Origin of the sequence: Bacillus sp. JNUCC-22, assembly GCF_018861275.1 — a bacterium.
In the GTDB taxonomy this organism is placed as follows: domain Bacteria; phylum Bacillota; class Bacilli; order Bacillales; family Bacillaceae; genus Bacillus; species Bacillus velezensis.
Window position 1 is genome coordinate 1,163,000 of record NZ_CP076408.1, and the last position, 12,660, is coordinate 1,175,659.

Sequence of the window (12,660 nt, forward strand, 5' to 3'; positions counted from 1 at the left end):
GCAACACATACATATCATGATTCCGTAGCTCAGCTGGGAGAGCGCTACCTTGACAGGGTAGAGGTCGCTGGTTCGAGCCCAGTCGGAATCATCAAGGGTTTCAGCGTGTTGGACACTTACTCGTGTCACACTGGAGTCACAAGAAAGAGGAGTCACAATTTAATGTGATTCCTCTTTTTGTTTGCCTTGTAAGATGCCACTGATAAATGTGGAAGCATCCTTTTGCATGTTTGGCATTAAATGCGAATAGGTGTTAAGCGTAACCTGGATATCTTTATGCCCTAACCTTTCTTGAACGACTTTAGGATGAAACTTTGTTAACAGTAAGGATGCATGAGAGTGTCTAAGGTTATGGAATGGGATATCAGGTAAATCAAGCTGCTTTAAATAAGCTTTGAACTGTCTTAAAAGGTTCCTTGGATTGATTGCATTCCCTGTATCTGTACATACAACTAAATCTCGGTCTGTATAGAGTCCTCCGCATAAACTCTTATCTTTCAGTACACGACTTCTTTGTTTCTTCAGTATATGGATATCATGCTCTGATAAGTCGATGGTGCGTGTGCTTGTCGATGATTTTCCACCGTATTTTGTTTGGCCACCAGAGTGTTCTAGTGTTTGAACAATTCTCAAAACGCCATTATTGAAGTCTATATCCTTGAAACGCAAGCCTAAAATTTCACCTTGTCTAAGCCCGAAAGAAATCGCTAACCAAAATGCGATATAATAACGACTGTTTTTAGTGTGATCCAGAAATAAAGACATCTGTTCCGCTGACCAAACTCAACTTCTTTGCGCTTAACTGATGGCTTCCTAACTTTTTCGACTGGATTCTTTCTAATAAACTCATCTTGGACAGCTGTTTTCATTACATTGTTGAGTACATGATATATCTTCTTTATTGTGGCAGCAGATAAGCCGGCATTAACTAACCTTGTTATAAATGCTTGTACCTTTTGAGTTGTTATATCGCTTAGTTTCATGCTTCCAAAGGCGGGGAGTATATGATTTTTCAAATTATAATGATAAACCTTTAGAGTTTGGTTGCTTACATCTGGAGTTTTGATGTTAAGCCAATACTCAACCAATTCCTTGAAGGTTGAATCATTATCTTTAAGAAGATCCCCAGAGTGATATAACTGGAGATCTTCCCTTAATGCTTCTTCTGCATCTTTCTTTAACTTGAACCCACTTCGTTTACGCTGCTTCCGTCTGCCGTTCTCATCTTTCCCTATATCAAACACATAGTACCAATTGTCGTTTCTCTTATCTTTTTTTACTGATGCCATTAATCGTTCTCCTTTTTATTTTTACCAGCTAGGGCGCTCTCCCCATCCGGTATTGCTTTTTTCGTAACCTTCTTTTAATGCACTGATAATATGTTCCTTAGCGTCTTTATTGAACTTTGTTATATCTTTACGGAATAAAGAAACTAGAAATCGGAAGTTTCAGGGGAATCTCCCATTGATAACATCAGCTTATGAAGGTTTTCGATGACTGTGCCGAATTCACTAGGGTTTATCGTATAGTACCAATCAAGGTCGTTTTTAATCTCATTTATTTTTTTATTTATCATTTCATCATAGCTTGCATGTTGCTCTTGGATTCGTATAGCTTCAGCTTGTTCAAGTAAGTGTTTTTGGTACTCAGGATCATTCATTAACTCAATTTCCCGTTCGATCCAGGCTTCTTCTGCTGCCTTTTCAGCTGCTATTTTTTCAGGAGACTTAAAACCAAGAGCTTCTAAGTACATTTCTAAATTCTCTTCTGCGATTCCAAGCTTTCTAAATAGCTCTAATAATGTGTTGTAATCCGGATTCTTGTTGTGTCCATTTTCAATTTGACTAATGTACGCTCCGGACTTACCTAATGATTTTGAAAGCTCTTGAGAATTAGTTGATATACAATCAAGTTTCAGTCGCCTGCCTGAGTTTGTTTATTTTTTTTACAAGCAAATTCAGGCAGACAACTTGCCCAGCCGTTGTCCAAAGTCTCACCAATCAAGCAAAAAATCAAAAGAAAAGTCAAGACAAATAACAAAAGTTTTGACGATGAATGGAGGTTAAACGATTGAAAGTGTCTGTAACCAAGAAGGAGTACGAGGATTTAGAAATGTTTCTCAAGATGATGGGAGATAAGACGTTAACAATATCCCAACGAAGACAGGCGAGAATACGGTACGATATGATCTACAACCGAGCGAAAAGAAGAACGCTGCTGAATGAGTATAAGGGGAGTTTGTGAGTTTTTAAAAATAATAATCTTAGCCAATAAAAGAAGAAGCAAGTATAACCTGCTTCTTCTCAACCACTTTAATTTAGTTAACATTGTATTCAAGAGTTCCATTGTTTACAGTGATTTTTCCAGAATTGGCGGCACTCACTAGTTTAAAAGTGTATGAACTTCCTTTTTTTCTAAGTGATCTCCAATCAAATGGAACCCACCCAGATGCATTCTTAGCTACACCTTTACCAATGTAAGTTTTTTTATTAGAAGCATACATTCTTACTTCAAATTGTTTAGGTCTATTATTTAATTCTATAGACATTGCACCAGGGTTTTTGAAGGCGTATCCACCTTTTACCCAAATATAGTTTGAGAAAGTCGTCTTACCGAAATCATAATACGAAACACCTTTTTTGGATGCAGCCAATGAGAAGAATTTTGTAGAAGGTGTGCTTGTAGCTTGCTTTTCTTCCGTATAGCTCTCTACACTTACAAGTTTATTGTTTGCATCATAATACTCTACTTGAGTTGAAGCTGGGGTGTTAGTTCCTTTTGATTCTTCTGCACTAGCAGAAATAGGGGTTAGAGAGCCAAAAATCAACAAACCGACAAAGAAAGTTAAAAATAAAGCTTTTTTCAATGTTTTTACCTCCATATGTAGTTATTGCGGGTAAATTATACCACATATGTCATATATTATCTATTTGTTTTTCAATGTTTTTAATAGGAAGAAGAGTGATATCAGAACATAAATAAATGAACATATCATTAAAGTGGTAACCACTGGATAGTGTTTAGCAGAGTAAATGAAAAAATCTAATTGAGAAATTTGATCTGGGCTGGTGATTTTATCAACCCCATTAAATAGTTTGGAGAACTTAGCTGTATAGTTCCACTCGAATATATCTGAAGCAAGTTCACTTCCTTGATACCAATTCACAGCAATTAAAGATAGAAAGATCAGAAAAGACAATCCAAGTTGAACAACTAAAAGTATTTTCTTCACATTTAATGCCTCCAAATCATAACAATTTGTTTTCTATGTTGAAAAGAGAATAGAATTCATTACTTAAAGTCTTGTATACTAATTGATTAACATCCAGAGAAAACCAAGCATTATTTTACCACAATAAAGAATAATAAACAATTTTTAAGGTGTCAAAAGAATCGAAGTAATCTTTCAAACCATAGAGCAAACGGACAAATTGTCTCCTGGATATTTTAGAAAACGGAAAAGTCCGTTCTCTAAATTTCCGATGAGTAAGTATAGAGCTCGTTCATAATGTGAACGACTAAACGGTATCGTTTGATTGTGCCAAATTGGCACGAACTAATTCAAAACACAATATGATCAGGCAAAATTTGCGTGATCAACTCTAAAATGATTTTCGGAAATTCCGAAAAGATGAGCAGATACGAAATGATTACCGATTTCGGTGAACAGCAGATATCGAATCGTCAAATTGCCGAATTGTGCAGCAAGTGTTTTTGAACCGTCGTCAATTTGTACATGGTTTAACCCAAAATTGGATTTAAAGATTTCTTTTGCATACCCTCAAGGTGAAGGTATGTTGATTTGTACACTCCTATAATTCTGAGGGTTGGATGGAGTCCTGTTTTGTTACTCCATTCATAACAAATTGTGCAGCGGGTCTTTTCGTGTCACCATGGAGTCACACGAACATTTTAAACTACTTAGAAACAACAAATACCAATCAGGAAATTAAATCCCGTGAAGCTTGATATGGCAAGGGTTTGGGCAATTATTTAGGATTGTTAAAGATTAGTCAGAATACGTGTCTCGTTCTTGACAGGGTAGAGGTCGCTGGTTCGAGCCCAGTCGGAATCATACACGGCGGTTAGAGGCGTTATATCAACGTTTCTAGCCGTTTTTTATTGCGTTGACTTAGGCGATGACTTAGGCGTATTAAGGCGCAGGGTAGCGGTCCTACCAACGACAAGGTAGCAGTTTTATTTCGGTGACTTAACCGAACGGAGGCGGTAATATGTCCGTAAATAGAACAGGAAAACTCGTCAAAAAGGAACGTACTTTACGGAATACTACGAGCAATCTCGATGTGCTTTTCTACGGACTGAAGACAGTCTATCCTATTTAAAACATAGATAAAGCCCTTCTCATAAGAGAAGGGCTTTCTTTTATCTTGAGCCATTCAATGTATTGTTTTATTTATTCTGTAACTTGTTTAAGGCATTAGGAGGTCTACTATCAGGATTAGAGAGCCTTTTTTTATTTTACTAATGTTTTTTTGATCACTCAGAACAGAACTATACTTTCCGACCTTTTCGGCAAGTGCTGTCTGACATGTTACTCAAATTTCACGCACTATATAAGCCCCTCTCTTATGAGAAAGGCTTTAATATTTTGGTCCTCTGGGCAATTTGAATACCGGCTCGTAGAATAATGAATGTACTTAATCTTTAAATATCTCAGGAATTTTATTTCTCCATATTAATAACAACTCTTTAAATTGGTCTGTTTCTATTGAGTTTTTATAAGGGTCATCGATTAAAAAAGGGTTTTCAACATCGGTAACATCTTTTTTTATCAATACACTTATCCCATTTAAATCAATTTCAAAATCCTCATGTATCCCATTTAAAACATTCTGAATGTATTCTATATACTCATCAGTTTGTTCTATTGTTGTAATATTTTCAATGAAGTCAGAGAAAATGCTGATTTCTTCTGGTAGAACTATTTTTATATCACCAAATGGATCTTTATCAAACCTGTATGAATATTTCATGTGTCACGGTCACCTTTAAGATTATTTTTGATATAACGGATATGCTGTTGCTATTGTTCCGTCACTATTTAAATACATTTCAATTTTAATTCCTGTTGAAGTGATTCCCCCTATACTTATTTGAACGTACTTGTTTTCTGGTATGATAAGCTTCGTCAATTGCTTTTAATACATCAGCGCGGTTCCATTCTCTTGGAAAGAAACTTGAGTCCGCTATCTTTTACAGACCCGACTTCAACTTTTGTCATATACACTCCATTTTTGTCAGGTTTCTTTTCTGTATCTGGTATAATCTTCCCGCCTATCATGCTTTTTGTTGTCGGCTCCCCGGCCTGAGAAATCATTGTCACCAAGATCAGCCATGCCTTGTCACGCTTTTTTTCAGGTTGACCATCTAACCGCGCAGTTTTTTATATTCACCCGCGCGCTGTTTGGCAGCAGCCAGCAGGTTGTTTGCTTCGAAAACTTTCATGATCATGTCCTTTCATACGAAATACTTCAACAAGATATTACCATGGAAGAATGAAGAAAAAGATCGCTGTACGATCTAAAAATTGTCATAGGTCTTTCTGTTCTTTATTACTGATGCCCCTATTACTTTGCTATAATGCAACTCTAAGGCTGCAGATCGCAAATGATCGAGTGCGGTGTATGAACGGGGGCAATGATTATGGTAAACAAAATATTACGCAAAATAAATGGAGCAACAATCTTCTTTGTATTGGTTTTAGCATTTGATTTAACTGTTTTCTTAATGTCTCATGATGGTTATTACTTAAGCTTTGTAGTGGAAACAAATTATATTTTCCCTGTACTGCTTACTTTAGTCGGTTTTTTTGTGTTAGCTCGTAGATATAAAATACGGCAATTATATGTAATTTGCTTAACAATTCCAGTAGTACTTATAGTTGCATTGTTGGCGGCAACTGGTGATTCATACGGGACTATTTCTTCGCCAGCTAAAAATGTAACAGTAACCATAGAATATAGAAACGCCACCTTAGGGGAAACGAATCACTTTTACGATTTTTATGTGCATGTTCCTAGTTTATACCCTGGTTTAATGAGAAAAGTGAATAAGGACACCGTATATATTATGACCCGAAATACCGAGGGTGAAGACGACCTTGATGTGTTAGGAGCAGGTAATGCCGAATGGAAAGATAACAAAATAATTTTCCATTCGGCATATGAAAAGGCGATTGAGGTTGATTTATAGTTTTAGTCTAAATTGACGCATTTCAATGAAACAGATCGGGGGATCGCAATGAAAATTTTGAAATTTAAATTTGACGATTCGTTCTTTGAGTTACATGCAGCATTTAAAGTTAATTTGGATATTCAAACAGATTATGATATCCAGGAGGATATGCTCATGATGAGTAAAGCGATACTCAAAACAGCCGGCTATACAAAGTTCTTAACCCAAGATACATATATTAGATATGAAGAAAGCAACTCAGTTTATTGTCATTATTCTTTTGAAGAAACTAAGTAAATATGCATCATAAGGAACTCTCGCCTTTTTTAGGAGGAAGGTATGTCAATATTAACAATAATTGAAATTGCATTAGTGGCAACTGTATTAGGTTTATTTGCATGGACTTTTAAAAAAGAGAAAAATACTGATCAAGATGTATTAAATTATGCTAGATATATGATTTATTTGCTGTAGCTGAAGTTGCATTGTATGTCGTATTTCAAATTGTTTAAGTTTATTCTAGGCAAAGAGAGATGTGAATCATGATAGATGTCTTAACTAATATCTTAAAAAATGACAGACTGGATGAATACCCATTATTTAAAAAGTTTTGTTCTCTCAAAGAAAAAGGGTTACGTAAAGAATCCTTTAAAGCATTATCTTCGTTTATCGATGAAGCCAAAACGTGGGATAATCATGCACAACAGAATTTTGCTTGTTGGCTATTTGCTTTATTAGAAACATCAGATGATATTCACCATATACTTGTTCACCCTTTAGAAATGGATCTTTTAAAGCCTTTGCTTGAAGCGTGGATGAAGACTAACCCCGAAGATCCAAGACCATACAGGTGGTATGGTGTGTTTTTAAATGCTGAAAACCGTGTCGATTACTTGAATAATGCACTTAGACTAGGTGGAAGTAATGAACAACTATCTTTATTAACGTTAATCGATATTCATTTAAACGCCTTGTGGTATTCCTTTCATCACATATCCGAAGATTTATATCTTGGCGATATTAAAGAAGATCAAGCACTTCTTACCAAGTCCCGGCAGTTGAACAACAAGATAGACTGTCAACAAACAAGAAAAACCAATAACGAACAACTTAACTATTATCAAGGTTTGTTGAATGACTGGATGTTGTTTAAAGAAAAACAATCAAAGGGATTTGTTGAATGGTGTGAAAATAAGGGCAGAATCTATCCTTGGGTTAAATCTTATTATTACGAAAAATAGCAATTCAAGCATTTTTGTTTTTTAATCGTAAGGGGGAGATAGATTTGATGGTGGTAAGATACCTAGCTGTCCTTATTTTGTCGGTCATATGTGCCACACTGGTATATGTGATCATCCTGAATCAAGCTGAATATGTCCCTTATCTTATAATTAGCGGGATCATGTTGACATGTTATTTAATTTTTGAATTGCCATTGCAGCTTATCTTAAACCGGAAACCTAGAAGGTTCAATTTAAAATATCTCTTAATATACACAGTATCTTCATTTGTTACATGGCTAATCATGGCCGTTCTCTTTGAACCTTATAATCCAATAGGGTCTATACTAGCGAGTTATGAGATATATTTATTCTGCGTATTATTTGCTCTGATCTTTTGGGTTTGGGACTCTATTCTTGTACAAAAAGTTGCGGGTTAAGTAACTGAGTCTAAGTAAAAACACTTTCGGAAGAGTGAGTAACTTTGAAGTGAACGGATTGAGGATGGAGAGAAAAAAGCATTGTTGCGGAAGGCTGGGGTGAATGGGCATCAATCCTGAAAGACCTTTATCAGCAGCGATTTAAGTATTTGAATGGAAGCTGCTTGTTTAAATTTGTTAGTACATAAATTGTGAAATTTACTTATATCAACACGGAATGATAAAGAAAAGGGTGTTTATGTTGAACTGGAAAAGAAATGAAAAATTTATGTTTGCAGGAACTTTAATTGCAATTTTTTTGATTTTAATATTTAGCGTCATATTTATTAAAGGAGCGAGCCATACTCCCGGTAAGGATGATTTTGCTGTTTTTGGGAAATTTGCAATCAGCAGACCGCCGGTCAACTATGATCTATATAATAAAGACAATTCCAAGACGGTTTTAGAAAACGTTATGGGTTACTATGAATCATCTGACTCAAAAGTTTATGTGCAAAATAATTCGGATTTTGTTGTGATTAATAAAGGGTCATCATATGAGAAAAGACCGCTGAAGAAAGCTTCGAAAAATGATAGGAGAATGTTAAGCAGAATAAATAAATTTGAGGAAGACTAAAGAATTTATTAATCAGAAGAAAACATAAAATGTTAAAATTTCTTACAGTTAGAACTAATCTTTTTATTTGGATGTATTGGAATTTTTTTAAAGGAGAAAGTTTTTGGATTTACTTAATTGGACTTACATTATATCTATAATTATAGGAGCCGCTGGGTTTATAAGTTTATTGTGGTTCTCTTATTTTAATGATAAAGGTGAAAAATAAAGCAGAGCATCACGATGAAGTATTAAGTGGAAAAAATAAAAGTAAAAAAGTTTTAAAACCGAGAATGTATTGGCGTGTCATCATACAAGGCCTTTTTGGCCAGTGCGTTTTGTAGTTATTCCAAAAAACACATCTCTTCTTTAATAACTTAGGAAGAAGACGACCTTGCTCGAGTTGCTGGGTGTGAATAAAAAGGTGCGGAGAACAAAAGAAAATGGTTCTTGCAGGGTACTTACAAAATCGAAGAATCTGAATTAAGCAAGTACTTTATGATTCTTCTCCATAGCTCTGAAGTACGTTAATTTGAAACATCTAACCCTAGTTTAATTCTCCCTTTTTAATTAAATATTTGTACATTAACATGGCGGCAAAATCATCACCTCTTCGATCCATTTTTGCATCTCTTCGTTTATTTCAGTTGTTACCTTATCCATGCTTAAAATATTTCAATCTAGAAAAAGTATATCTGCAGACGGTATTGAGATGCAGACATTTGGAGTTTAATAAAGAAATATCGCCACATACTCAAGACCCCCTCACCATTCTGTGAGGGGGTCTATTTTTATTTATCTTATTAATTTGGAATATGCGTTGACTAGCAATTCATATTCAGAAAGATCAATCGTTTTTAGATTCACCGTTCTTTTTGCTCTCGGCAATCTTTTTGTCGACTAAATCACTTTGTTCAGGTTGAATCGGTTATTAGAACATCATGTGATGCATCTCCTTTAAAAAACATACACACATATTAGAGGGCTGAATTTACCTATATGAATTGGGATACGGCGGTCCACATGGCTTTTCGCATGGCACCAACATGCGGCAACTGGTCCACAGCTTTGGAAATTTCATCCTAACAGGGAAGTACGGCAAGCATTGGGAATATAAAGGAATATAGGCTTACAGCTATGCAGGATGGATGAATATCCGTCAGACGGCGAAGGAAAGGCAATCTCCATGTAATTGTGACGGTTTGAATGCGGGTGTATGGAACTTCCCATTCATCTGCTGTTACGTCAGAGGGACGAAGCGACTTTTTTGAGGAGGAAGCGGAATGATTGAATTTACACGGCCATCGCCTATGAAGAAAACATGCACGATGCACCCGGAAAAGGAATCTGTCAGATCGGTTTCGTTTACTGATTTTAACGGCAATTCTGTAACAGTAACCCTTTGTCAAATGTGTCTGGCTGAATTAAAAATGAAAGCCGCGACTGAATACAGGAGTATGACAGAGGAGCGGGCCAAACTGAATCGTTTCAAGATTGGTGATCATGTGTATTTAGAGCATTTGGGAGTAGTCAGCGAGATAAAAAACATGGAAGGCGCTCAAGTGGCAAACAGGACAGACACAGACGGAGTCCGGAAGGCTACCCCTAGGGAAATCGCAGAATACAAAAAACAGGGGAAGTAATGACAATGAAAAAAACTACTCAAGGCAATCATTTATCCGTTGTATTATAGCAGAGGCCGTTGCGCCGTCTGCCGAAGAGATCGCGCAGTTATTGGGGATTAAAAAAGGAACTGTGCAGAAGAACATTGAACGTTCCCGCCTGAAAATGAAAAATAGAGCAGATCACAGCCTATTCTGTTTAGCATGAATAGGTTGTTTATTTATTGAAATATAAGAAAAGTTTTCAAAAAATATTTAAATACTGTTATTTATATAGGTATAATGGTATTGTTTATTGTTGCAATTCAGGGAATTCAAAGAGGATGATGTTAATGTACAATCTTAAAGAACGCGATGCAATTAAACGGTTCTTAAATGAGGAAACCGTTAATACAAGCGAAGCAATTGAATTATTGGGCTTCACTCGTCAATACCTAAACCAGTTAGTTAAAAGAGGGGAATTCGAGCCGATGAAAAGAAACGTCTCGGAACTGGATTTATCTGAAAGAGAATATTTTGGATTCTCAAAAACATAGAAGGAAATGAGCACCCTGTCAAAAGGGTGTTTTATACTGGGGAATTCTCGACAAATTTTGCAATAGCTTCTAATACGCTCCCTAGCTGCCGATAATAATTTGGGAGGCGAAAAAAATGACTAGAGAATTTGGGAAATCAAAATATGTAAAAAAATATTTGGAAAACAGGTATGGGGAAATTTACAATTTAACATTTGATGAACAAGCAGACTTAAGAAAGTCAATTGTAATGGATCACGATTTAACCGATATAGAGAGAATGTTACGTAGGACGAAGTCGTCAATTGAAGGTGCCAAAGATAGTCAACCTATTTATAACATTCCTTTTACTTTTTTCGCAGTATTGTTATCTATTGTAGCAACAATGGCGATAGCATTAATAACTGTAACTCTTACCTTCTACAATACTCTATTAAGAAGTTATTTAGGTGAAGAAAAATTAAGTAAAGAAAAATTTTTAAGTCTGACAAAATCAATAGATTACTCACCTGTTTTTCAAGTGGCAGTGTTCTATGTTTTTTTATGTTTTCTAATTATTGCAATCGGATATGGTTTATATTTGTACAGAATGGCTGGAAAAATTGATAAAAGGAACTATCTAAAAGATATAATCGAAGAATGTAAAGATGAATATGAAGAATTAAAAAAACAAAATACACAGGACGAATCTTCAAGCACTCAATAGGTGCATTTTTGTCTTACGGTTACCACCTATTTATGAAAGACACTTTCGTTCGACAAATTTTGCAAATAGTTCCTTTGTCATATCCTTAACCGATAATAAGGTGGGAGGTGAAAAGATGAGTGATAAGTTAACTGATTTCTTAGCAGAGAAAAAAAGAGAAGAAGAAAATGCGCAAAATATTATCCAGCTAACACGGGATAACAACTTAGAAAAATTTCGAAGTATCATAAGTTCCATGAAGCTGTGGCTTGAAGAGACAAAAAATAATGGTTTCGTCAAATTCGATGAATCAAACCATCAATTTGGATTGTATGAAGATGTAATCGGTCTTGTCCTTCATTTTGAGAAAAAAAAGATACTGATAGTTTCGCCTATGAAAGACTTTGAGAAGATAGATGAAATTAAAGTCCGCTTCGTATTAGGAGGAACGACTGTACCTGTAAGCGATCTCTATTTAGAAATTCGACAGGGGACATGGTTTCTTGTTGATAATAGGTCAAAAAGTGATAGAAAAGAGACAGTTCTAGAAAAGGACAACTTCCAAGAATTATTAATAAGTCTAATTTCTTGAGTCTATAGCATCCTTCGGGGTGCTTTTTATGTTTTCTGTAAACTGACTCCGATAAATCGTTCGACAAATTTCGCCAGTGGTTCCATTGTCACTCTCTTTTGCAGATAATAAAGAGGGAGAGGGGTGAAATAATGGATTTAGCAGATAGTTTAGGCCTTGCGATAGCTACCGCTATATTAACGCTTATAGTTAACATTTTATTTAAATTGGTTCAAAATAAAACTGATTTCATGGTAAGTATAAAACAATTCAAAAGAGATCATTACTTTAAGCAGCTTAATGAGTTATATAAGGAACTTTATGCGATAGTATGTCAATCGGAGTTTTTAAGGAAGTTTCATCACATTGATGAGCTGAATTCTATGAAGGAGGTTCCCTTTATAGAATTGGCTAAAAGAATTAAAAAAATACAAACCAATTTGGTTACAGGAGAAGAAAAAGTAATAGGAGAAGATGTAGAGACCGCGATAACTAGGTTTGACAAAAAAAATATAATTGCGCTAATCATGAGAAATAAACAATATGCATCACAAGAATTATTAAAACTAGCAGTAGGATACAGGTACTGTCATGAATATTATACAAAAAAAGATCTTGATGAGATTCAATTAGAAGTGTTCCAAAAAACGGAGTTGGATTATATTTATAAGATTGTTATAAGAATTGTAATGGAAACGAATGAGAAACTGAAATTTTGCAAAATGGATTTTAATGAGTCAGAACGGAGAACTGGAAAAATAGATAATCAAATTTTTGTTCTCAAGAATTAAAGTGATTTAATAAATCTCAAGAAGGT

General features: G+C 35.2%; 18 protein-coding genes, 1 tRNA gene and 3 pseudogenes. 14 read left to right on the forward strand and 8 right to left on the reverse strand.

Translation table 11 applies throughout. The annotated features are described in order from the left end of the window. Window positions 1-18: 18 nt before the first annotated feature. Window positions 19-91, forward strand: a tRNA-Val gene (locus tag JNUCC22_RS06005). 68 nt (window positions 92-159) lie between these two features. Here the strand turns inward: JNUCC22_RS06005 and JNUCC22_RS19490 are convergent. The 8 genes and pseudogenes from JNUCC22_RS19490 to JNUCC22_RS19610 form a co-directional block, all read right to left on the reverse strand. Beyond that, window positions 160-765: a site-specific integrase gene (locus tag JNUCC22_RS19490; RefSeq protein WP_252729726.1), complete on the reverse strand. Its 606-nt coding sequence runs from the start codon at window positions 763-765 to the stop codon at window positions 160-162. After that, the gene (locus JNUCC22_RS19495) at window positions 708-1,289 is read right to left on the reverse strand and encodes a site-specific integrase (RefSeq protein ID WP_252729728.1); all 582 of its coding nucleotides are present in this window, start codon (window positions 1,287-1,289) and stop codon (window positions 708-710) included. The genes JNUCC22_RS19490 and JNUCC22_RS19495 overlap by 58 nt, the downstream gene beginning before the upstream one ends. A gap of 143 nt (window positions 1,290-1,432) precedes the next feature. Further along, window positions 1,433-1,753, reverse strand: coding sequence for a hypothetical protein (locus JNUCC22_RS19500; RefSeq protein WP_252729729.1), 321 nt, complete (start codon window positions 1,751-1,753; stop codon window positions 1,433-1,435). A gap of 69 nt (window positions 1,754-1,822) precedes the next feature. After that, window positions 1,823-1,918, reverse strand: a pseudogene (locus JNUCC22_RS19680) (hypothetical protein); the annotation flags it as partial. Between the two features lie 399 nt (window positions 1,919-2,317). Further along, window positions 2,318-2,866 carry a hypothetical protein gene (locus JNUCC22_RS06020; protein WP_216062210.1) on the reverse strand — a complete coding sequence of 183 codons (549 nt, stop codon included), beginning with the start codon at window positions 2,864-2,866 and terminating at the stop codon, window positions 2,318-2,320. Window positions 2,867-2,926: 60 nt separating this feature from the next. Continuing rightward, window positions 2,927-3,232 (reverse strand): YjdJ family protein, encoded by a 306-nt coding sequence (locus JNUCC22_RS06025; protein ID WP_017417551.1) that lies wholly within the window; start codon window positions 3,230-3,232, stop codon window positions 2,927-2,929. A 1,426-nt stretch (window positions 3,233-4,658) separates the two neighbouring features. Further along, complete coding sequence (locus JNUCC22_RS06030; protein WP_007610697.1) at window positions 4,659-4,994, reverse strand: hypothetical protein; 336 nt, start codon at window positions 4,992-4,994, stop codon at window positions 4,659-4,661. An 85-nt stretch (window positions 4,995-5,079) separates the two neighbouring features. Next, entirely contained in the window at window positions 5,080-5,211 is a 132-nt protein-coding gene (locus tag JNUCC22_RS19610; RefSeq protein WP_289847945.1) for an EndoU domain-containing protein, read from the reverse strand. A 453-nt stretch (window positions 5,212-5,664) separates the two neighbouring features. Here JNUCC22_RS19610 and JNUCC22_RS06040 point away from each other — a divergent pair, with 453 nt between their 5' ends. From JNUCC22_RS06040 to JNUCC22_RS06085, 13 genes and pseudogenes are all read left to right on the forward strand, one after another. Further along, the gene (locus JNUCC22_RS06040; protein ID WP_216062346.1) at window positions 5,665-6,213 is read left to right on the forward strand and encodes a hypothetical protein; all 549 of its coding nucleotides are present in this window, start codon (window positions 5,665-5,667) and stop codon (window positions 6,211-6,213) included. A 48-nt stretch (window positions 6,214-6,261) separates the two neighbouring features. After that, window positions 6,262-6,492, forward strand: coding sequence for a hypothetical protein (locus JNUCC22_RS06045; protein ID WP_012117323.1), 231 nt, complete (start codon window positions 6,262-6,264; stop codon window positions 6,490-6,492). Between the two features lie 42 nt (window positions 6,493-6,534). Further along, entirely contained in the window at window positions 6,535-6,669 is a 135-nt protein-coding gene (locus tag JNUCC22_RS19615; protein WP_257727110.1) for a hypothetical protein, read from the forward strand. Window positions 6,670-6,737: 68 nt separating this feature from the next. After that, window positions 6,738-7,436: a hypothetical protein gene (locus JNUCC22_RS06050; RefSeq protein ID WP_216062211.1), complete on the forward strand. Its 699-nt coding sequence runs from the start codon at window positions 6,738-6,740 to the stop codon at window positions 7,434-7,436. 47 nt (window positions 7,437-7,483) lie between these two features. Further along, window positions 7,484-7,855: a UPF0715 family protein gene (locus JNUCC22_RS06055; RefSeq protein WP_080129801.1), complete on the forward strand. Its 372-nt coding sequence runs from the start codon at window positions 7,484-7,486 to the stop codon at window positions 7,853-7,855. Window positions 7,856-7,929: 74 nt separating this feature from the next. Further along, window positions 7,930-8,043: pseudogene (locus JNUCC22_RS19685) on the forward strand (hypothetical protein); the annotation flags it as partial. Window positions 8,044-8,096: 53 nt separating this feature from the next. Continuing rightward, complete coding sequence (locus tag JNUCC22_RS06060; RefSeq protein ID WP_216062212.1) at window positions 8,097-8,471, forward strand: hypothetical protein; 375 nt, start codon at window positions 8,097-8,099, stop codon at window positions 8,469-8,471. Window positions 8,472-9,733: 1,262 nt separating this feature from the next. Next, window positions 9,734-10,093, forward strand: a complete 360-nt coding sequence (locus JNUCC22_RS06065) for a hypothetical protein (RefSeq protein ID WP_216062213.1) — start codon at window positions 9,734-9,736, stop codon at window positions 10,091-10,093. Between the two features lie 67 nt (window positions 10,094-10,160). Then, window positions 10,161-10,280 (forward strand): annotated as a pseudogene (locus JNUCC22_RS19690) (sigma factor-like helix-turn-helix DNA-binding protein); the annotation flags it as partial. Between the two features lie 124 nt (window positions 10,281-10,404). Continuing rightward, on the forward strand, window positions 10,405-10,608 hold the full coding sequence (locus JNUCC22_RS06070; protein ID WP_229024218.1) for a DNA-binding protein: 204 nt from the start codon (window positions 10,405-10,407) through the stop codon (window positions 10,606-10,608). A gap of 115 nt (window positions 10,609-10,723) precedes the next feature. Then, window positions 10,724-11,293, forward strand: a complete 570-nt coding sequence (locus JNUCC22_RS06075; RefSeq protein ID WP_064116071.1) for a hypothetical protein — start codon at window positions 10,724-10,726, stop codon at window positions 11,291-11,293. A 115-nt stretch (window positions 11,294-11,408) separates the two neighbouring features. Continuing rightward, on the forward strand, window positions 11,409-11,864 hold the full coding sequence (locus tag JNUCC22_RS06080; RefSeq protein ID WP_064116072.1) for a hypothetical protein: 456 nt from the start codon (window positions 11,409-11,411) through the stop codon (window positions 11,862-11,864). A 131-nt stretch (window positions 11,865-11,995) separates the two neighbouring features. Continuing rightward, a complete protein-coding gene (locus JNUCC22_RS06085) occupies window positions 11,996-12,634 on the forward strand; it encodes a hypothetical protein (RefSeq protein ID WP_064116073.1) in 639 nt (212 codons plus the stop codon). Window positions 12,635-12,660 lie beyond the last annotated feature (26 nt).

Excerpts from the sequence above, each read along its gene's own strand:
- JNUCC22_RS19490 (WP_252729726.1), bottom strand. The coding sequence starts at position 765 with ATGTCTTTATTTCTGGATCACACTAAAAACAGTCGTTATTATATCGCA.
- JNUCC22_RS19495 (WP_252729728.1), bottom strand. The coding sequence starts at position 1,289 with ATGGCATCAGTAAAAAAAGATAAGAGAAACGACAATTGGTACTATGTG.
- JNUCC22_RS19500 (WP_252729729.1), bottom strand. The coding sequence starts at position 1,753 with ATGTACTTAGAAGCTCTTGGTTTTAAGTCTCCTGAAAAAATAGCAGCT.
- JNUCC22_RS06030 (WP_007610697.1), bottom strand. The coding sequence starts at position 4,994 with ATGAAATATTCATACAGGTTTGATAAAGATCCATTTGGTGATATAAAA.
- JNUCC22_RS06040 (WP_216062346.1), top strand. The coding sequence starts at position 5,665 with ATGGTAAACAAAATATTACGCAAAATAAATGGAGCAACAATCTTCTTT.
- JNUCC22_RS06045 (WP_012117323.1), top strand. The coding sequence starts at position 6,262 with ATGAAAATTTTGAAATTTAAATTTGACGATTCGTTCTTTGAGTTACAT.
- JNUCC22_RS19615 (WP_257727110.1), top strand. The coding sequence starts at position 6,535 with ATGTCAATATTAACAATAATTGAAATTGCATTAGTGGCAACTGTATTA.
- JNUCC22_RS06050 (WP_216062211.1), top strand. The coding sequence starts at position 6,738 with ATGATAGATGTCTTAACTAATATCTTAAAAAATGACAGACTGGATGAA.
- JNUCC22_RS06055 (WP_080129801.1), top strand. The coding sequence starts at position 7,484 with ATGGTGGTAAGATACCTAGCTGTCCTTATTTTGTCGGTCATATGTGCC.
- JNUCC22_RS06065 (WP_216062213.1), top strand. The coding sequence starts at position 9,734 with ATGATTGAATTTACACGGCCATCGCCTATGAAGAAAACATGCACGATG.
- JNUCC22_RS06070 (WP_229024218.1), top strand. The coding sequence starts at position 10,405 with ATGTACAATCTTAAAGAACGCGATGCAATTAAACGGTTCTTAAATGAG.
- JNUCC22_RS06075 (WP_064116071.1), top strand. The coding sequence starts at position 10,724 with ATGACTAGAGAATTTGGGAAATCAAAATATGTAAAAAAATATTTGGAA.
- JNUCC22_RS06080 (WP_064116072.1), top strand. The coding sequence starts at position 11,409 with ATGAGTGATAAGTTAACTGATTTCTTAGCAGAGAAAAAAAGAGAAGAA.
- JNUCC22_RS06085 (WP_064116073.1), top strand. The coding sequence starts at position 11,996 with ATGGATTTAGCAGATAGTTTAGGCCTTGCGATAGCTACCGCTATATTA.